We start from the raw sequence: 21,889 nt of genomic DNA on the forward strand, positions 1-21,889 counted from the left end.
TCCTACATATAAATAGAACAATCACAGCTAAAGCGAGTTCCTACATGATAAATTTAATACCGAGCTAAACTTACCGCTTAAAACTTATAACTCCACCAACCTCTCATACAACCCTGATGCGCGGCTGACTGATTTATTCATTGCCATTAACAACACTTTTTTATCAGCCACAAGCTCGAAGGTGTTTTTGGCACGGGTGATGCCGGTGTAGACCAATTGGCGGTTGATGCCTGCGGTTGCTTGGTTTGCCGGTGGCAGTACCATGGCGGTGTAGTTAAATTCAGAGCCTTGTGATTTATGAATAGTCATAACATACACTTTGTCGTGGGCGGGCAATCGCGCTGGTGAAAATGCCCGTTCATTGCCTTGCTCGTCGATAAATACCGCTTTTAATTGGCCGTTTTCATCGAGCATTAAAATTCCAATATCACCATTGAATAATTTTAGCTGGTAATCGTTTTGCGCAATCATTATTGGCATGCCAACGTAATGGCGCTGGTAAGGATTGAGGGTTATTAAGCCTTGTTGCGCAAGTTGCTTTTCAATGCGGTGATTTAAGTTATTTACGCCATAATCACCTTCACGCACGGCCGCGAGTAATTGATAGCTGGCAAACGCTTTATGCACCGCAGCACTGCTTGCTTGCTGGGCAATTAATTGCAGATACTCGGCGTATTTATTTACGGCACTTTGCACTAGTTTATCAAGTGGTTGGCTGACTAAGTCATAATCAAAAATCACGTCTTTAAATACGCCGCTGTTTACCTCTTGCTCTACGTAATTGAGCTTACCACTGTTATTGGTATTCACCGCTTGTGCTAATTGGCCGATACCGCTTTTGGCATCAAAGCGATAGCTGTGTTGTAAAAATGCAATGCAATCGGCAAGTTTAAAATCACTCGGGCTGCTTTGCAGCTTATCAGCGCCATTAAAACACAGCTGATTCAGTTCAGCGCAGCGCGCATCAGAATAACGTGGCGTTTGACCAAGCACTAAGCCTTGGCACAAGTCGCTCATTACACTGCCGGTATCTACCGAAGCAAGTTGGTCTTTATCGCCCAATAAAATAAGTCGGGCGTGAGCTGGCAATGCTTCAATGAGTTTTGCCATCAAGGATAAATCAACCATGGAGGCTTCATCAATGATCAACAAATCAACATGCAATGGATTGGCAGTTGAATGCCTAAATTTATTGGTAAACGGTTTAACCCCGAGCAAACGGTGAATCGTTTGGGCACTTTGCGGTATCAAGGTTTTAATGTGCTCGGGAATACTGGTGAGTTTGTCTTTTGCACCCAGTATTGATTCACTCAATCGTGCTGCGGCTTTACCGGTTGGTGCCACCAGCTTAATACTCAAAGGGGCATGTTGATAAAGTGACTGCAATATCGCTAACAACTTAGTGACCGTCGTGGTTTTACCTGTGCCAGGGCCGCCGGTGATCACACTAAAGCCTTTAGTGGCGGCCATTGCACAGGCTACTTTTTGCCAGTCAATTTTTTGCGAATTAATGTTGTCGGTTTGGCTGCCGGTTTGCTCCGTTGGAAAGTAGCGTTCAAGCAGCTGCGCCAGTGCCTGATTATCAATGGTTACCGTTTGCTGGCTCATCTGTAATAAACGTTGTGCAAGGGTATGCTCGTAGCCGGCAAGGCGAGCAAAGTACAGTCGGTTATCAAATAACAATAAGGGTTTATCAGCGCCAACACTGGCATGATTTTGTAAGCAAACAAGTGCCTGCTCGGTGCTAAAGCCCTCACTAAATGGACTTAAGCAATCTGGTACACTCAGCGCCAACGGGCTAAACTCTGCTTGGCGTAAATTAAACGGGTTTTGCCAATCAAGCGCCTTCAATGTTAAGCAACTATGTTGGCTTTGCTGGGCATTGCTGAGCAATAAAATCAGGTAAAAAACATCATCATGCTGTTGCTCGCAGAGTAATTCCGCCAGCTTTATATCAACCATGCGCACGCGGTTTTCACTGAGTAGATAATCCAGTAATGGCACTATTATAGGGCTGCTTTGTTGTGGCGCGTTCATAACATGGTTCCTTCACTAAACAAGTTATCTAAAGTCAGCACTTGCGCTGTGGTTAGCTTTTTAAAATACACGCCCTTACCTTCACTCATGCCGCGTAAAAAGGTGTAATACACGCCACCTAAATGTTGCTCTATGTTGTAATTAGGCAGCCGTTGTTTTAATAATCTATGCAGCGCCACGGTATAAATTAAGTACTGTAAATGATACTGATGACTAGTCATTGCTTGCTCAAGGGCATCTTGTTCATAGTCACTTGCTTGGCTACCTAAGTAGTTTGATTTGTAATCTAAAATATAATACTGATCGTCATAGCAAAAGATTAAATCGACAAAACCTTTCAGCAGGCCTTTTACATCATAAAAATCCAACCGGCTTTGATTAAAAGCAAACTCTTTAACTAGCACCGCATTTAATTGCTTGGCTGATAAGTGACTCAGGGGCAGATTAAATTCCATCTCCACTATACATTGCTGCGGGGTTAACACGCCAAGGCTTAAGCCTTGTTCGTTCAATGGGCAATTAAGTGCATCAAGCACCCATTGCTCAGTCATGGCTTGCCACTGCTCGCTAATGTGGTATTTTTTTAAACTGCGCTCAACAACGGCCGCTAAGTTTTGCTCTGCATTAACGGGGTGAAACTCAGGCTGGGTAAAATCAAGTTGCTCAAAAATTTCATGTAAACAACTGCCTGGTTTTGCGCCTTTAGGGAAGCTATATGGCGAAAGCACTTCGTCTTGCTGGGCGGCAAATTCATCTTTTTCGTGATCTTCATCACTGCGCCCAGGCTCTATATGATCGGTGTGCTTTTTAAAACTCAGCGCACTAAAGCTGGTGGCGCGCCAATTGCGTTCAATACGGGCATTAACTTGGTTTACAGTAAGTGGTTCACTGGTGTCAAGGCTGCTAGTAAAGGTTAATACGCCCTGCTCAGCAAGTTGATCTGAGGTAAACTGTTGATATGCCATTGTAGAGTTTTCAGCACAAAACGCCTGTAAATGCTCACGCCAAACCTGACTGCTGGTAATATCTAAGCCTGCAAATAATACATGCCCTAACGAGCTACTTTGTATTGCTAAGCGGCTACTTTGCCCTTGACCAAGGTTATACAAACCAATGGCACAAAAATGCACAGCACGGGTCAATGCAACATACAATAACCGTAAGTCTTCCGCTAGGCGTTCTTGTTGGGCTTTTTCTAGTGCATCTTCACTTTTACTTAAATCATAAATCAGTTTGCCATCTTGATGATAAAGCGCGTCTTTCGTTTCACGAAAGCCACTGGCAAACGGCATAAACACCAGCGGATATTCAAGCCCTTTTGAGGCATGCATCGTCACTATTTTAACTAAGTTCGCATCACTTTCTAGGCGAACTTGCACGGTTTCGCTGTCTTGCTGGCTCACCTGTTGTGCAAACCAACGTAATAATCGCAGCGTGCCTTCCAGCTCAATTTGTTTTTGTTGTAGTATTTCAGCTAAATGCCTGAAGTCGGTTAGCCAACGTTCAACGTTATAGCCTAAACCCTGCCATTTAGCACTGAGCTGGTTATGGCTAAGTAAATGCTCCATCATCGCCATGGCACCTTGTTTGTGCCAAATTTCGCTTAAGGTGGCAAAAAAGGTTAAATACTGCTGCCATTGGGTTTCGTCTTCATGTAATGCATAAATGGCGTTATAGCTGAGGCAAAATAACGGCCCTGCTAATACGCCGCGCAGTAACGACTCGTCATATTGGCCGTGTAACGCAGTTAAAAAATTGAGTAAATGGTGGCTTAACTGTTGATTAAATACGCTGTCACGAGACAAATACACGCTGGCAATATGCGCCTCGCTAAGGGCTTTTTTCATTATTTGTGCTTCAACACGGTCGCGCACCAAAATACAAATATCGGCAGCAGTAATCACTGTTGTACCAATACAAGCGCGACCTTGGGCTGCTTGAACCTGCAAAGTGACTATTTTATTTGCAAAATACTGGGCTAACTGTTGCTGACCAAAGCCTTTACTAGTCGGCTTATTTTTTTCATCGCTGGCTTCATCCACAAACACATTAAACTCAAACGCGGTGGCTGGTTGTCCATCAATTAAAAATGATTTATCGGCTTTTTTACCTTTTGCTGCAACTGGGTTAAATGGGATCGCATCATTATAAATAAAGCTATTAGCGTGTTTGCCAAATAAACTGTTTACGCTTTGTACTACATCGCTGCTGGAACGAAAGTTAGTGCCTAAGGTAAATTGCTGCTCATTAATAACCGCTTTTTTTGCACCAATATAAGTAAAAATATCCGCGCCCCTAAAGCCATAAATAGCCTGTTTTGGGTCACCAATCATGGCAAGCGTGGTATTTTCTTGAGCATAAATTTTACTAAAAATGCCGTACTGAATGGGATCGGTATCTTGAAACTCGTCAATCATCGCCACCGGAAACAATTGCGCTATTTTTTGCGCTAATGTATCACCTTGCTCGCTATTTAACGCAGTGTATAAATTAGTGAGTAAGTCGTCAGGAGTGATCACACTTTGCTCTTGCTTACGCTTAACAATGGCGGTTTTTACCCAGCTTGCCGCATGTTGCACAATGGCAATCGCTAAGCCTTGATTTACAGTTGCAGTGAGTGCTGCGAGTTCATCAAATTCAGTGATCAGCGGGTGACTAAATAACGGCTGATTTTTTTTATAATTGCTGGCATCGCTGAGACTATCACTGCCCCACACCGCAAACGAATACTTGCTGGTACCAAACTCAAAAAAGGCCTCATCACCTAGACAAAACTCCTCCAGCGCCTGCAAGCTGCCTTTTCGCGCCGGTGTTTTGGAGCCGCTCAGCCCAGAATTTTTAATCGCCGCAATAAACTCACTTTCTAAGCAGGCCTGTTTAAAACTGGGGACTTTTGCTAAATATTGCTCACGGGCTTGCCACACGTCATCTAACTTTATTTGTGGTGTAATGTGCGCACTGCCTTTGTTTAAAATACTCGACACCTGCGAGAACAATTGCTCTGGCGCGGCAAACACGTTTACTATGGCATCGGTTTTTTCTTTATCGAGCGGGTATACAAAGGCACGCCAAAAATCTTTAATGGTCTCAAGCAGAATATCCCGCTCATCGAGAATAAATTCTAAATTAAACGCCACGCCAGATTCAAACGCATGCTGTTTAAGCATCCGCTGACAAAAACCATGAATAGTAAAAATAGCCGCTTCATCCATCGACTTGGCTGCCGCATCGAGTAAATCAAAGGCGCGGTGTTTATCGTCAATTGCAGCAATTACGCTGCTTATCAGCTCATCATCGGGGTCTTGACCAAGCAAGGCATCGCGGGCGGCAATAATACGGCTGCGCACTCGGTCTTTAATTTCTTGGGTGGCGGCATCGGTAAAGGTCACCACTAAAATTTGCTCTACGCTTAACGGAGTATTAAGTTCGCCCGGTATTTGCATACCTAAAAGGTAACGTAAATACAAACCCGTAATGGTATACGTTTTACCCGTACCGGCACTGGCTTCAATCAGACTTTGCCCCGTTAGTGGCATAGTGAGTGGGTTAAGCGCTTGCATAGTCACTCTCCTTGGCGTGAGCAAATAATGGCGCTAGCAATTGCTCGCTCCATTTTATAAATTCGTCTTGGCAATCGTTAAGCGACTGCACGGTTAAGCGAATATAGGGGTCTTCCCCCTCGCCTCGGCCTATATATTGCGGGCTAAATTTACTCATGGCTTTGTTTATATCACCGCCGCTTTTAATGTATTCATAACCACTAACCGGAAAAAACGCCACCGGCGCTTGTCGTAACGCTTTATACAATTCAAACCAGTCGGCTAACAGCGCATCAGCATCTGCTTTACTCAGTGGCGCAAAGCTAATTTGTTTATCAAGACCAAGTAGTAAAGTTTCAACGTGTTGCTGCATGCTTTGCGCTGCTAAGTGATAAATAAAGCCCTTGATCAGATCTTTGGCTTTAATGCTGGCACTGCGGTAAAACACTTGCTTTTGCAAGTACGCTTGGTTTAGCCAGCCTTCTACTTGGGTGTTTTCAAGGGTTAACTTAACCTCAATGGGTTCACTTTTGCCGCCTTTTATTTGTTCTTTCACTTGCCCTGCCAATGCGTCAACGCGGTGCTGCATACTGTCATAAATAATGTCGCCCACATTAGCTTGCGGTAAATCGCCGCGCTGCAGTATTTGTGCAGTGCTGAGCGGTTGTTGGTTAATATTCGCTTGCAGTATTTCATCGAGGTAAAAGTAACGTGTTAGTGCATCTAAACTAAATGGTTCTTCGTCTTTTGCCACTTCATTGAATTGCGGTAAGCGCAAACCTAAACTTTGTTGATAAAAGCTCTCTTGGGCATGACAGACACTGCGAATAAACACATCAAGATCAAGCTGCTCTGGCGCAGTGACGGCAAGCGCAGTGACAGGCTCTGGCATTATTGGCGCAGTAGGTAACCAAATTGGGTTGTAGCTGTGATTACTTTGCAAAGTGTGAGCGGGGTCAGGTTTATAATACTGGCTATTAAAGGGCTGTAAATGCTGCTGATTAATTAAGCTCTCTGGTAATTTTTTATCGCCCTCAGCGTATGCAAAACTACGGCCAATGTATTCTAATAACTCACTCACCAAGGTTGATGGCATGCGCGGTTGGTTATCAAAACACGAGCGGCCGATATAACTCATATATAAATTATCGCGGGCGCTGAGCAGTGCCTCTAAAAACAAGTAGCGATCATCGAGTTTACGTGATCGGTCACCTTTTTGTTTTTTAGAATACGGCACTAAGTCAAAACCAATCGGCTGCACGGTACGTGGGTAGTCGGCATCGTTAAGGCCAAGCATACACACCACTTTAAATGGCACTGCGCGCATAGGCATGAGTGTACAAAAATTCACTTGGCCGACTAAAAAACGCTGCCCTACGCCTTTTTCTTGTATGCCTTGTTTGACTAAATAGCTAACAATGCGCTGCGACACGGCTTGACTGTAATCGCCATTATCGTGGTGCTTTTTCAGCTCATCCAGCACGTTTTGCAGCACTAATAAATCCCAGCTATCGTCGCTGTCGCTTTCATAAATTTCGCTTAGCAAATTTGCCATAATAGCGGCTTTATTGGTCAATGTGTCATCCGGCGTTAGCTGCTCTTTAAAGGATTGTAATACATCAATAAAGTGCACTAATTTATTGAGTGTATCAAGCGCCATGCCCTCAACTTCATCGGCGCTATAAATACCATTAAATGGGCATTGTTCGTCGCGCTGGGCAATGCCAAGTAGTAAGCGATTTAAACCATGTTGCCAAGTATTGAGCTCAATAGCGGGTAAATCAAAACTGCTTTTATGCTCTGCATTTATGCCCCATTTAACCCCAACACGTTCCAGCCAATACTGAATTTGCTCGTATTCATGGGCTTCAACACTGAATTTTTCGGCTATTTGGCTCACTTGTAATAAGTCGAGAATGTCTGACACACCAAAGCGCGAAAACGGTAAATTGGCAAGACTTGCAAACGAGCTAAGCACAGGTTTTTCTTGTTCAATGGCTAAATCGGCCAACGCATAGGGAATAAATCGGCTGCCTTGTGCGCCACCAAATACCGCCTCTATGTAGGGGCTGTAAGTGCCTACATCAGGCATCATCACGATAATATCTTTGGGGGTAAGCATTGGGTTTTGATTAAATAAATTAAGCAAATAGTCATGTAGGCGCTCTACTTCTCGAAGTGGCGTATGGCAATCGCTGAGGGTAATGCTGGTATCGTCACAGCTTACTGGCAATTTACCTTCATCGTTGATAAACCAAGCTTTGTTATCGGTAAGCGACTCGCCTTTAAAGGCAAGTTGATAAATCTCACTTTGAATTTGGCCCAGTAAGCTGTCGTCAAACACATCAATAAAACCATCTAGCCAGCTGGCCTCAAGTTGTACTAGTTGCTCAAAGTAATCGCGGCCGAGTTTACCCCACGACGATAGCAGCGGGTTACCAATAAAGTAGTAATCTTGCTCGGGTTTAGAATGCGCGTCTAGTAAAGGTTTAATGGCATATTTAGCGGCGATTTTTGCTGCGGTTTTTTCATCGACAACATCACCCCAATAATGCTCGCTGGGGTTAAAAAAGAATAAGTTAACCTCTGTTTTTTGGCTTAAAGCTGCAAATACCTCAAGTTGTGAGCTGGCTATGGCAGAAATACCAAATAAATTAATCCGCTTAGGTAATAAACTTGCGTCCATTGATGCAAGCGCGCTGAGTAATTTACCTTGCATATTAGCGCGATGAAATTGGCTTTGGCCAAGCGCTTTACTGTGTTCAACAATACGCCGCCACAGGTCTGGCTGCCATGGCGCGATGCTTATATCTACGTCGTCGAGTTTATCAACGCCGCTGTCCCAGGTTGCTATCCAGTGCGGCCGATACATTAAGTATTGGTCATATACGTCGGCAATTTTTTCACACAAGGCAAAGGTTTTTTGGCCGTCGGTATCGCCCGCTAAATAAGTTTTAAGTGGTAAGTACAGTGGTTCATCAATGCAAGTAGGTAATATAGCAAACAGTTTCCAAGCAAGGTTCGGTTTATTAAACGCCGACTCTTTCGGTACATTAGGTAATAACTGCTGATAAAGCTGCCAAATAAAGCTCGATGGCAATGGAAAGTCTACCTGCGCAGCAATACCCAGTTGTTCACTCAAACCAATTTTGAGCCACTGCGACATCCCTGGCGATTGTACCAGCACCACTTCTTTGTCAAACACACTGGGTAAGGGATTTAACTTTAACAGCTGATGAAACTGCGCTTGCAGGGCTTCCATCCGGTTTGATTGAATAATATTGAGCATACGACACTGTCCTTGCTTGAGATAAAGCCAGTGTAAGATATTTTCAATTACAGGGGTAGACAAAGTGGTTAATTGGCGTTAATAAATCAGGTGCTTAGCTTGAATTTCACACGCACAGAGCAACATTTACTCTGTGCGTGAGCATTTTATTTATACGGGCTAATGCTCGATAAACTAAATTGGCTTTGCATTATGGTTTTGCCATCAATGCCTTTAAGCTGCAATGAAATAGCCGGATCAGCTTGCTGCCAATCAATGCTTAAATCGCCGTAGTTCACCTCATGGGTAAATTGCCCAACACGGTGTTTATTAGGACTGACGTCTTTCCACTTTTCAGTTAATCCTGAACTAGTCATTTCAATTAATGGGTAGTCTAGGTTAGCGCTGTATTTTGAAATTTCTCCCCAGTGAGTATCGCCACTGATAATAATCACCCCATTTACACGGTGCTTTTTGATCAGTGCAAATAAACGGTTTCTATCCTCCGGAAAATTAGCCCATGACTCCCAGCCAGTAAAATCAGGCAGTAACTGCAAACTTGAACTGATCAGTTTTATTGCTGCAGGCTTTTTAAGCTCCTGTTCAAGCCATTGCCACTGCGCCTTACCGAGCATTGATGCGCCTTTTACCGCTGTTGGACTGTATGGGCCTTGATTATTTGCTTTACGCTTAGTGTAATAGTCGGCTTTGCTAACATGATTAAGTGCATCACGGTTCCAACGTAAATCTGGCATGATCACCTGTATTGTTTGCTTGCCCTCTCCATACGTATACGAGGTATAAATACCATCGGGGCGAGTACGCCTAATCGATGCTTTTGGCTCATCAAAAAAATCGAGCATAATTTGCCGCGATGCTTCTTTGTGTGGGTATTCTTTACCCGCATCGTTTTGGCCAAAGTCGTGATCATCCCACATCGCTATTATGGGCGTACTTGCTTGGAGTGTTTTAAAGCCCGGTTTTGCCCCTAGCTTATGATATTTATTAGCAAGGACTTGCATATCGTTAGTGTCACCGTAAATGTTATCCCCTAAAAAAATAAACAAATCGGCATTTTCTTCATTAATCACATCAAAAATGGCAATAGCTTTATCTTGATGACCGCAGGAGCCAAACAGTATTTTTTGCGGCGCAGTTATATTTTCTGCTGAACTTAACGCCGTAAAACTCATTAATAGGCTTATGAGTAACGTTATTGCGACCATAGCGCTTGGAAATAGCCGCTTCATTTTAGCACCTCATTGATTGCAGGTGCCATTTTAGGGTTTATCGTTTGCGGCTCTTCACCCAGTGCGGTTAATACTGTAGCAGCAACTTGCGCTTGTTTAAGCTCGGTTTGGGTTGTCACTAAACCAGTGGTTTTAATGGCAGGCCCCATTGCTGCAAACCAAATATGTTCAGAACCAATTATGCCTTCAGGAAACGCTTTGCGCCCTTGTGCTGAGTTTGCTAATGCTTGTTTTGAACTGTGATGCTGCCAATCTTTAGCGTGACTGCCACGGCCATGATCTGTGGTGATAATAAGCGTAGTGTTATTTTTATAGCCCTGCGTTGTTTGAATGGTTTGCCATAAGTCTTTGATGAAAGCATCACTTTGCTTAGCTGACTTTAGGTAGTGATCGTAAGCACCATCATGCGCAAAATCATCGGTTTCACCTAAGCTTATCACCAGTAGCTTTGGCTTTTTCGCCAACATATACGCTTTGGCAAAACGGTAGGTAAAACTATCAAAACGGACATTGTGCCAAGGGCTTGGGATCTCATTTTGCATTGCATTTAACAGTGTCGCATCGTTTGATACATCTTCAGTGATTGGCATAAAGCCGGCATTGACATACACACCACTGCGCTTGTCATTAACAATAAACGGGAAAACATCCCAGCTGCCAAAAAGTGCCGTTTTGTGTTTATAATCAGGCTGTTGCTCAAGCAGTTCTAACATGGTTTTATTGGGGTTTAAAATTTTGTCGTTACTATTAATTCCCTCATCAACAAACCCCGTTAAAATCTCATTGTAGCCTGGGTATGAAAAATACCACGGATTACTCACCGACATCTTTGAGCCATTATTTCTGTCGCCAATAATTGCCCCTTGTTTAGCCACCGTTTGCGTTATAAAAGGCATTAATAATTGTTGGCGCTGTTTACGGTCGTCATGCCAAAACTCGGCCTTAAGCTGTTCGCTGCGTTTAACAAACTCAGGGTTGTTGATCAAATTAGCATCCGCGCCGTAAAACACTTCTTGCCAGCGCACACCATCAAGCGTGACTAACACCACATTTTGCGCTGCAACTGCCAATTGGCTCGTAAGTAACACTATGCCTAGTAAATTTAGTTTGATTAATGTTTTCATTTTTCACCTATATAAATAGCAAAAAGCCCATCAAAGATGAGCTTTCGTTGTTACTTTTTTATTACCGCTTAAAAGTTAGCAGTAAATGTCAGTGCTGCTGTGCGCGGCCCGCCTATGTAGTAGGTGCTACCATTGCCTGTGCCACCCGCTAAGTAGCGCTTATCGGTAACATTAGTGACTGCAAACGCAATATCAATTGACTTAAATGGCCCAGCGTCTACTTGCGCCGCATAACCTGCATTAATATCAATCACGGTGTAACTATCAACTTTACTACGTGCACGAGTTTGCTCATCTAAAAACGCCCCTTCGCGCTCACCAGTGTATTTAGCTGAAATACCAAAGCGGAAGTCACCACTGTAATAATCAGTCGAAAGCACAAACATATCGCTTGGTGCATCAATCACGTTATCACCGGCTTTAAAGCTAGGAGATACATTGTTGCCGTCACCGTCTGTTAATATTTCGCCCTTTGCATTATAAGCGGCAGGATCGTTAGAGGCATATTCAGAACTGTTATTAGTGTACGACGTGTAAATATTCCACTCATTGGTCAACATATAACTTGCTGACAACTCTAAACCTTTTGAGTCAATCCCGCCAACGTTAACGTATGAACCGTCAGTGCCTATTGTGTAGTCAATGCCATCAGAGCTGCTACCTGGGGCAATAAAGGTAATGCGATTATCAAAGGTAATTGAGTAGGCTGTGGCGGTTAAACTTAAACGATCCGCTTTATAACGTACGCCAAAATCAATGTTTTCTGCTGTTTCGGGCTCTATGTTGTCAAGTACTGAACCACCGGTTTCTAATATACCGTCTTTAATTGCTGAAAAGTTTTCGCTAAAGCTGGCAAATAACTCAGTATTGTTGTTGAGTTGATACAGGCCCCCTAAACTAAACAGCACATCTGAGTCACTGTTTACCTTGTTTGAATTACTCGCTACAAAATGGTCTGTTTTGTCTAACTCGACTAAATACTGCTGTGCACCTAAGTTTAAGGTAAAGTCTGCAAATGTTATTGAATCTTGCACGTACCACTTAAATGTATCCATTTCAAAAGTATTGTTAAACTGCACCCAATATGGCGTACTATCAAAATGATGATATACGCGAGCATCAATCACTTTGTGCCAATCACGTGACTTATCACGTTCTGAGCGTTCGAACCAAAAACCCGCTTCTATATCATGCATACCCAATGTTACTTGGTAGTTAGCTAATACACCTAGACGATCTTTTTTATAGTGCGTATGGCGATAAGACATAACAGGTGTTGCCGAACTTGAATAACACGCAGGGTTTAGCTCTGTACCCGAATCCCATGGCCAGCTAAGCGTTTCTGTACAGTTTGCATTAGGTGTAAGTGGATTACCTTGGCTGTCAGTAAAACCGTAACTGCCTGCATTACTTCCGCCCTGAGTGGTTGAATTACCGTTACCATCAACTGGGTCTGCTAAATAAGGTGGGATCCAATCACCACGGCCTGAGTTTTTGTGATAATAAGGATTTATTGTTAACAACGCGGTTGGCGAAATAGCGTATTCAAACTTTAAATAGCCTAAGGTGTTTTCGCGGTGTGTGCCCCAACCTTCTGCAAACATTTGGTCAAAATGCGGCACCCCTGTCCAATTCCATGTTAAGTGGTCCCAATCTGGGTTTTGTTCAAACTGCTCTACACTGACACTGTTATAATTTGTTTCGCTTACATCATCGTACGACACACGACCCGTGAGCGTTAACCTATCAAACTCAGAAACAAATTTTGCTTCAATGTGCTGATTATCTTTACCGCCATTACTGCCATCACCAATCCAACGACTGGTATCGGTTTGTGAATAGCTCACATACGCTTGGGTATTATTAAAAATAGTGCCGGTTTCTTGCTTAATAAAATAGCGACTAGCGTTATGATCGCCTACTGTATAGGCAAATGTGGTGCCTTTTTCATGGCTTGGCTCTTTACTAACAAAGTTAAACGTACCGCCTAATGCCTCAAGCGATGCAGAGCCAATATTTGAAGTGCCTTGGCCTACTTCAACAGTGGCTAAGTTTTCACTGTCTAGGTAACGGTTTGCTTTAGCACCACCACCATAGTTAGAGCCGCCATTAGGTATACCATCAATCGTCATACCTAATTGTTGCTGGTTACCGTCAATACTAAAACCACGCATAGTAATAGTGGTAGACCAATCATCGCCGCCAAATGCATCGCCTTCATTTATGCTAATACCAGGCAGGTTATCAATTACTGACAACACACTCGATACCGAGCTTTGTTGCTCCATCATAGCCGGTTCAATTACATTACTTGCGTAGCTTGTAGGCTTTGCAACCACAGTGACTTCTTCTATTTCATTGTTATTCGCATAAGCAGATGTTGATAAAGCCAAGGCGATTGCCGCACTCAAAATTGATTTATTTGTTAAAGCGTACATTGTTGTCCCGTTTGGTTTTAGTTATAGAGATGATTATTAAAACGGGGACAGTGTATTTTTTAACTATGACAACTAGGGTGAATTTTATTGACAGTGAGGTTAAACAAATATGAGTAAATTATGACAAAAAAATATCAAAAAAAAGGCACTCATCATTACGCATGAATGCCTGCTTATAAGCTATAAATTAGCCTTTAAAACAATTTTGCCAGCATTTCGCCGTCATATTCAACGAGCTCTTCGCCATTTTTAATTCTGCTTATATAGTCTGGGTTGGCAATGAGTGGACGACCAATAGCTATTAAATCAAACTGATTGTTATTGATGGCCTGTTTCGCACTTTCAAAGCGGTAACTACCTACACCCACTAACGTACCTTTGTAGCCTGCACGTAAAAATTCAGACGTTGATTTACCTTCAAGTGAGTCAAAACGCATGCTGTCGTCAAAAATACCGCCGTGTAAATAGGCTAATTTACGCTTTTCAAGCTCAGGTAATAAGTAATCAAACACGGCTTTATCTCGGCTATCTTCACTCATATTAAAATAGCCACCCGGTGACAAACGCATTGCAGTGCGCTCGTTACCCACCACGTCAATAACTGCATCGGTTACTTCTAGTGCAAAACGTGACATGTTTGCTGGCGTTTGGCCGTAATCGTCTTCACGTTCATTAGCCGCATAATGTAAAAATTGATCAATTAAGTAACCGTTTGCACCGTGAATTTCGATGCCATCAAAACCCGCTTCCATCGCATTCTCTGCCGCTTTAGCATAATCAGCCACTAAGCTTTTAATGTCATCTTTAGTCACTGGCTTTGGCGTAACATAAGTCAAATCGCGCATACGCGGAACCGTTCCATCAACTCTAATCGCAGAGGGTGCCAACACGTCTCCACCAAAAAAGTGAGGGTGCGCTACACGGCCAACATGCCAAAGTTGTGCAAACATTTTTCCGCCATTTGCATGAACGGCGTCGGTTACTTTTTTCCAACCTTGAATTTGCTCACTGGTAAATAACCCTGGCGTGTTTGGATACCCTTGCGAGTCGGCACGAATAATAATTGCTTCACTTATAATTAAGCCTACATCAGCACGACGCGCGTAGTAATCTACCATTGCTTGAGTGGGTACTAAATTGTCATCTGCCATACAGCGGGTTAAGGGCGCCATAAGTACACGGTTTTGCATTTCAATGCTGTTGTTTAATTTAAATGGTGAAAGTAAGTTAATCGACATTATATTTGATCCTTATCTTGAATATACGTTCAAGATAAGGGCATTTGAATGAATATTCAAGTATAATTTTGAAACTTTGCTCAAGATTGCGTAAACTGCTTTACCTGAGCTCAGCTTAAGGTAGGATTATTGTTGAGAGTTCGGATCGCGACTAACCAAAAGAGTTATTATGAGAACTGCGGAATTTGATAAAGAGTTTGTTCTTCGCCAAGCCATGGCCATGTTTATGCTTCATGGTTATGCAAAAACCAGCATGCAAAAGCTTACTCAAGCTACCCATTTGCATCCAGGTTCGTTATATGGTGCATTTGGCAATAAAAAAGGGTTATTTTTAGCCGCAACTGAGCAATATCAAACCGATCGTAATAATCAATTTACCGCCCTGTTTGAGCAAAGCGACCGTATTTTAGATACGCTGAAACAATACCTTAATATCATTGTGCAAGAATGCATTGACGGCGAGGCAACCAAAGTATGCTTGCTCACAAAAAGCATTAGCGAGGTGGAAGGTAATGATGCGCAAATTTGCCAAGTACTGCGTACTAATTTAAACGCCTACGAGCACGCTTTTGCACAGCAACTACAAAAAGCAATTGATAATAAAGAAATTACCAGTGACCGTAGCGCTATTGAGCTGGCACGATTTTGTGTTATGGGTATTTATGGTTTACGCACTTACGCATTAACAAATCAAGACCCTGAAGCACTCAATCAATTAGCCAATGAATTACTAGCAGCCATTAGCTGAATTTTATTTTAAAACGCAGCATAAACCTGCTGTTGTATATTTCACAGTGAAAGAGAGCCAAAAATGACCACTGACAATCTATCAAAGCAACACGATGAAATTTTAGGCCTTGGTGCAAAAAAACGACTCGCCTATTTATACGACACCGTGCAGCAATATAAGCAAGTGTGGATTTTAAACGATGACGACGGCTGCGTCATGCTCACTAACGAAGACGACGATTGTGTACCCGTGTGGCCAACCCGCGAGTTTGCACAAGCTTGGGCAACGGGCGAATGGCAAGGCTGCACTCCAAAAGCAATCCCAATAAGCGATTGGTTTAGCCGCTGGACGCCAGGCCTTGAAGAAGATGATTTACTAATTGCAGTGTTCCCTACTGAAGACGACGACGGCACCATTTTATTTCCTGATGAATTTCAATCGCAGCTTGGCGCAAAACAAAATAAATATTAAAACTTAAAGCCATTTTAGAATGAAATGGTTTGTAATATTCCCCCAGGGCAAACGGGTAAAAAACATACAAGTACTTTTTGATCATTTGACCGATCCTAATGATCGTGGTTTATAATAGTCTTTGCCTGTACGAAACATGAAAGAAACGACTATCAGCCAAGCTTTTAATCAACTAACCGATCCAAGAAACTCTGCCAGTGTCCGCCATCCACTTATTAATATTCTGAGTATCGCTATTTGCGCTATTATCAGCGGTTGCAATAATTTTAACGAGATAGAAGAATACGGAAAGTCAAAAGTAAAGTGGTTACGGAAATTTTTAGACCTGAAAAATGGTATTCCTAGTCATGACACTTTTAATGACGTACTCAATCGCCTCAACCCAACTGAATTTAATAGCGCATTTACCAAATGGGTCACTGAAATAAGTAAGAATAAAGAAGGAGTGATTGCTCTGGATGGTAAAGTAATGCGCCGTACATTAGATAAAGCCTCAGGTATGCCCGCAACTCACTTAGTCAGTGCATGGTCTGTTGAGAATAATTTTTGTTTAGGACAAGTTAAGGTTGCTGATAAATCGAATGAAATAACCGCTATCCCCATTTTGCTTGAGCTCCTTGACATAAAAGGAGCAACAATTACAACAGATGCCATGGGATGCCAGTATAAAATCGGTGAGCAAATAATCTCTAACGAGGGTAACTATGTGCTTGGACTTAAGGGGAATCAAGGGGAGATTTATAATGACGTTAAACTACATTTAGATACCCAGCTCAACACGCAATTTAAAAATATCCCACACAGCGTGCATCGTTCACTAAATGGTGATCACGGGCGAATAGAAAATAGAGAGGTTTGGTTAACGACAGAAGTAGATTGGTTGGTAGCACGACATCCACGATGGAAAAGCTTAAAAAGTATTGCCGTAATATGCTCAACACGAGAGGTAAATGGTGTAAGTTCGAATGAGAAGCGGTATTATCTTAGTAGCCATAAAGATAAAGACGCTGCATTTATTGCTGATGCTATCCGTAGTCATTGGCATGTGGAGAATAAATTACATTGGCAACTCGACGTTAGCTTTAATGAAGACCAAAACCGTTTACGCAGTGGGTATGCAGCTCAAAACATCGCGTTAATTAATAAAATAGCACTTAATCTATTGAAGAACGAAAAAAGTGCAAAGGTTGGAGTGAAAAGCAAGCGCTTGAAAGCGGGTTGGGATAATGTTTATATGATGAAAGTGCTAACCGTTGGGCTAACTGTATAAAATCAACCCGTTTGCCCTGAATATTTCCCTCACATTACTTTAAAGCCTACTTTATAACCATTGCATAAAAAGGTAGGCTATCTCTAAATAACTCATCGCAGTTAACTACAACTTTATCGCAACCTAAGTATAGTTACTTTTAAGTCAACGTATTCTTAAGCTAACAATTTTAAGTCATTACACGTTACAACAAAAAGAGAACGTATCTATGAAAACTTTAATCGCCACAGCAATAAGCTCTGCGTTTTTACTTTCGGGCTGCTCTGAGCCGAATACAAATAGCACACAACAAACTACACAACAAACTGTGTCAACACATGCTCAACACGCTAAAAACCCATTATTAACAAAAAGTACATTGCAATACGAAACACCAAATTTTGATGTCATTAAAGATGAGCACTTTTTACCTGCTTTTAATCAAGGTATGGAAGAGCAAATGGCGCAGGTACAATCAATTATTGATAACAAAGCCTCCGCCACTTTTGAAAACACCATTGTGGCACTTGAGCAAAGTGGTGAACTGCTAACGCGCACCAGCAGCATTTTTTACAACCTTGCAGGTTCTAGTTCAAACCCAGAGCGCCGTGAGCTACAAAAAGAGCTAGCACCTAAATTAGCGGCTCATAATGACAACATTTATCTAAATGATGCGTTATTTAAAAAAGTAGCCGCTCTTCATGAAAAAACAGAGTCATTAGAATTAACAAAGCTTGAATCACGCTTACTCGATGTGTACTACAAACGATTTGTTCGTTCGGGCGCTAAACTTAACGACGAACAAAAACAACAAATACGTGATATAAACTCTTCACTTTCGAGCTTAACGACCAAGTTCTCACAAAACTTATTAGCACTGAGCAAAAGTAACGTTATTCTCGTTAAGGACAAGAAAGAGTTAGCTGGCTTATCAGCAGGTCAAATCGAACAATTTGCTAACGCCGCAACAGAAGCGGGCCACGAGGGACAGTATTTAATTAAAATTACCAATACCACTCGTCAGCCTGTTTTAGCATCGTTAAAAAACCGTGATTTACGTGAAAAAGTATGGCGTGCATCTTCTGAGCGTGCACTTGATGGCGAATTTAGTAACCGTGACATTGTTGCACAACTGGTGCAATTAAGAGCACAAAAAGCAAAACTACTAGGCTACGACAGCTGGGCTGATTTTGGTTTAGAATCGCAAATGGCTAAAAAACCACAAGCCGTATTTGATATGTTTGCCAGCATGGTGCCAAGGCTAACGCAAAATGTAGCAGCAGAAGCCGCCGATATTCAGGAAAAAATTAATGCATCAGGTGAGCAGTTTGAGCTACAACCATGGGATTGGCTATATTACGCCGAACAAGTACGCCAAGATAAATACAACCTTGATGAAAATGCAGTAAAAGAATACTTTGAGTTTAACCGTGTATTAGAATACGGTGTATTCTTTACTATGAATCGTTTATACGGCATTACATTTAAACCACGTACCGATTTACCTGTGTATCACCCAGATGTAAAAGCCTATGAAGTGTTTGATGCAAACGGTGAAAGCTTAGCTATTTTCTTTGCCGATTACTTTGCCCGCGAAGGTAAACGTGGCGGCGCATGGATGAGCTCGTTTGTTAAGCAATCTGGTTTACATGCTCAAAAGCCTGTAGTTGTTAATGTGATGAACATTCAAAAAGGCGCAGAAGGTGAGCCAACACTTATCAGCTATGATGAAACAACCACTATATTTCATGAAATGGGGCATGGCTTGCACGGCATGCTTTCTAAAGTAAAATTTCCAACGCTATCTGGTACATCAGTTTCAAGAGACTTTGTTGAGTTTCCATCAACGTTTGAAGAAGATTGGGCAATGCACCCAGAAGTGATTGCAAACTACGCTAAACATTACAAAACCAGCGAACCCATTCCAGAGCAGTTACTTGAAAAAGTAATTCAGTCACGTAGCTTTAACCAAGGTTTTGATACCCTAGAATACGTATCAGCTGCTTTACTCGATATGGAGTGGCATTCATTACCGGCAGATGCGCCACAACAAGATATTGAAGAATTTGAGCAAAATGTACTAACAAAGCATGGTGTTAACGTGCCATTTGTACCACCTCGTTATAAGTCAGCGTTTTTCTCTCATTCTATGGGCGGCGGTTACTCAGCAGGCTACTATGCCTACATGTGGAGTGAAATACTTGCAGCCGATGCATTTGCTTATGTACAAGAGCAAGGCGGTCTAAAACGCGAACTAGGCGACAAATACCGCAAAGAAATTTTAGAAGTTGGTAACTCACGTGACCTTATGCAATCGTATAAAGCATTCAGAGGCCAAGAGCCAGACACCTCAGCGTTATTAAAACGCCGTGGTTTAACCGCAACGGTTGAATAACAAGCAGCTATAAGAAAGCTTGATAACAATATCGTTATCAAGCTTTTTTACACACCAAACGTAGGTCGGTTAAGTGGCGAAGCCACGCCACCCGAAAAAATAAGCCACAAACAACCCAGCATTCGACCTTATCATTAACCAATAAACTGTGACATATAAACACAATTTTAATGTCATACCAAAAAGGCTAAATTACACTCTAACATCGTCGGATGGCGCCTCTGACTTATCCAACATCGTCGGATGGCGCCTGCGGCTTATCCAACCTACGTTTATGATGCTTATTGTTTAATTGTTACCACACCAGTTGCGGTTATAAATGCCTGCTGCAACCGCGTTATGAAAACTTGAATAAGGCCAATCAACAACACGCTCAACCAAACCATGCTAAAGAGGGTTAAAATGTACATAATTTACATGGTGCCAATAATCACGCTCATCAGCAATGGTATGCTCCCAAAAACGACGTTGCCAAATGCCTCGTTCATTTTTATGAATGCGTGCATCTGACAAGTATTCTTTTTTTGGCAGCGTCTTAGAAAAACGCTTTTTTATTTCACGCCAACGCCCCGAATAATCGCAATCACCCTCGGGTAAAGTTAACACTGCATGCATATGATCAGGTAATACAACCCACGCATCAATATAAAAAGGTTTATGTTTTTTCACCCAGCGCACAGATTCACGCAATAAATCAATGTGATCAACCAATAATGATTTATTACGATCCAGCAAATTAACAGTGAAAAAATACGTCCCACCCGCTTGATAATTTCGACGATACCGCACAAAACCTCCATGTAAAAAACGTAGGTTGGTTAAGTGGCGAAGCCACGCCACCCAACAAACAAACATACATAACAAAACCACGCCCGCAAAACACGAACAAACACAAAATATACCCGACGTTCAGCCGTAAGTCAGCGGCTTGTTTTAAAACTTCATTTTCGGTTATGTTATTGGTTAATTCACGTCCGGTCATTTAACATCCTTGTTCTTATTTTTATAAATAGGTTATAACTCGCCTGCAAAGGCTTTTTGGCTTAGTGAGTTAAAAATATCGTTAGCGCTTTGCGATGAATGAATATTTTTACTAATAATTAACTCTATTTGATTTACTATTTGATCGAATCTAATTTGCTTAGAAATACCTGGCAGTGGAATAGAGATTTGCAATAAATCGACTTTAGTTAAACTCGGGATCGTTACTGCTTTATTTAATCGTTCAAAATCGAAGAACTTACAAAACCAATATAAATAATTAAATGATAGTATCGACGGTTCAGGTACTAAACCAAATGCTGTATCTACATTCCAAAAATTTTCTTTGACTAGAATTGGTTTATTTATATTACCTTTACGACCAATAATTACACTATTTCTTGGTGTTAAATAATCTGATGCTCGTCCCATTTCTCCGCCGGAGCCCATGATTGGGTATGCACCATTTTTTGATAACACTGCTTTTTGATTTTTTCCATTAACAATACTTAATGCATCTTTCCATGATTTAACTTCCCACCCCTTTGGGTTAGTCACAGGATCGCCAAACATGTCTAGGAAGACGCTGCGTAGGAAGTCGTCGGCGAGTTTAATGGCTTGTTGGCGTTTGCGGCGGATGGCATCAGCTTTATCTAAAATCGCGGCAATGCGTTTTTGCTCATCTAGTGGTGGTAATGGGATTTTTAAATCCTTCAAAAAATCTGAAGGAACCCTTTCTTGACCAGCACTACCAGACATATTTCGCTCACCTAAATGACGAAACCTTTTATTCCAAACCAAATAAAATAAATACTTACCATCAAGCTTTTCTATATTGGCTCTAATTACATGAAACTCTGTTGTACCAAAACCTATTTGAGTTTCTAGATTATCAAGAAACGCGGCCTTACCATTTTCAAAGCATGGAGTAATTTTAGCTATTACAACGTCACCTTTTTCAAAATAGGTAAAGCCTTTTCGAGTTTCACCCAAAATTCGTTTTTCTTGCGCTAGAATTTGACCTTGCTCTGAAATCGATGCCATTGGTAAAAATGTGACCAGTTGGGCCTCGTCAATATTTTTAGGTAATCTAGGGTTAATCTCAGCTATTTCACTTAACTTAACAACCGGCCAACTCACAACATCCCCTCCAGCTCTTTTAGATCAGC

General features: G+C 42.0%; 12 protein-coding genes and 1 pseudogene. 4 read left to right on the forward strand and 9 right to left on the reverse strand.

What is annotated here, in order from left to right:
* Positions 1–84 precede the first annotated feature (84 nt).
* The 7 genes from recD to AC6H44_RS09280 form a co-directional block, all read right to left on the reverse strand.
* Entirely contained in the window at positions 85–2,037 is a 1,953-nt protein-coding gene (recD, locus tag AC6H44_RS09250; RefSeq protein WP_500735189.1) for an exodeoxyribonuclease V subunit alpha, read from the reverse strand.
* Positions 2,034–5,597: an exodeoxyribonuclease V subunit beta gene (gene recB / locus AC6H44_RS09255; RefSeq protein WP_500735190.1), complete on the reverse strand. Its 3,564-nt coding sequence runs from the start codon at positions 5,595–5,597 to the stop codon at positions 2,034–2,036. Before recB ends, recD begins: the two co-directional genes overlap by 4 nt.
* Positions 5,584–8,865 carry an exodeoxyribonuclease V subunit gamma gene (recC, locus tag AC6H44_RS09260; protein ID WP_500735191.1) on the reverse strand — a complete coding sequence of 1,094 codons (3,282 nt, stop codon included), beginning with the start codon at positions 8,863–8,865 and terminating at the stop codon, positions 5,584–5,586. The genes recB and recC overlap by 14 nt, the downstream gene beginning before the upstream one ends.
* A gap of 146 nt (positions 8,866–9,011) precedes the next feature.
* Positions 9,012–10,037 carry an alkaline phosphatase D family protein gene (locus AC6H44_RS09265; protein ID WP_500738415.1) on the reverse strand — a complete coding sequence of 342 codons (1,026 nt, stop codon included), beginning with the start codon at positions 10,035–10,037 and terminating at the stop codon, positions 9,012–9,014.
* A gap of 53 nt (positions 10,038–10,090) precedes the next feature.
* On the reverse strand, positions 10,091–11,218 hold the full coding sequence (locus AC6H44_RS09270; protein ID WP_500735192.1) for an alkaline phosphatase family protein: 1,128 nt from the start codon (positions 11,216–11,218) through the stop codon (positions 10,091–10,093).
* 68 nt (positions 11,219–11,286) lie between these two features.
* Positions 11,287–13,656, reverse strand: a complete 2,370-nt coding sequence (locus AC6H44_RS09275; protein ID WP_500735193.1) for a TonB-dependent receptor domain-containing protein — start codon at positions 13,654–13,656, stop codon at positions 11,287–11,289.
* Between the two features lie 194 nt (positions 13,657–13,850).
* On the reverse strand, positions 13,851–14,894 hold the full coding sequence (locus AC6H44_RS09280; RefSeq protein WP_500735194.1) for an alkene reductase: 1,044 nt from the start codon (positions 14,892–14,894) through the stop codon (positions 13,851–13,853).
* A 169-nt stretch (positions 14,895–15,063) separates the two neighbouring features.
* Between AC6H44_RS09280 and AC6H44_RS09285 the strand changes: the two genes are divergently transcribed.
* The 4 genes from AC6H44_RS09285 (at position 15,064) to AC6H44_RS09300 (ending at position 19,739) form a co-directional block, all read left to right on the forward strand.
* Positions 15,064–15,642, forward strand: coding sequence for a TetR/AcrR family transcriptional regulator (locus tag AC6H44_RS09285; protein ID WP_500735195.1), 579 nt, complete (start codon positions 15,064–15,066; stop codon positions 15,640–15,642).
* A 63-nt stretch (positions 15,643–15,705) separates the two neighbouring features.
* Entirely contained in the window at positions 15,706–16,095 is a 390-nt protein-coding gene (locus tag AC6H44_RS09290; protein ID WP_500735196.1) for a DUF2750 domain-containing protein, read from the forward strand.
* A gap of 136 nt (positions 16,096–16,231) precedes the next feature.
* Positions 16,232–17,365, forward strand: coding sequence for an ISAs1 family transposase (locus AC6H44_RS09295; protein WP_500735197.1), 1,134 nt, complete (start codon positions 16,232–16,234; stop codon positions 17,363–17,365).
* A 208-nt stretch (positions 17,366–17,573) separates the two neighbouring features.
* Positions 17,574–19,739, forward strand: a complete 2,166-nt coding sequence (locus tag AC6H44_RS09300) for a M3 family metallopeptidase (RefSeq protein ID WP_500735198.1) — start codon at positions 17,574–17,576, stop codon at positions 19,737–19,739.
* Between the two features lie 288 nt (positions 19,740–20,027).
* On the opposite strand, the pseudogene AC6H44_RS09305 reads toward AC6H44_RS09300, so the two are convergent.
* Positions 20,028–20,528 (reverse strand): annotated as a pseudogene (locus AC6H44_RS09305) (REP-associated tyrosine transposase).
* Between the two features lie 225 nt (positions 20,529–20,753).
* Positions 20,754–21,860, reverse strand: coding sequence for a restriction endonuclease subunit S (locus tag AC6H44_RS09310; protein WP_500735199.1), 1,107 nt, complete (start codon positions 21,858–21,860; stop codon positions 20,754–20,756).
* Positions 21,861–21,889: the final 29 nt, after the last annotated feature.

Source organism: Pseudoalteromonas sp. TAP-3C, assembly GCF_059888565.1.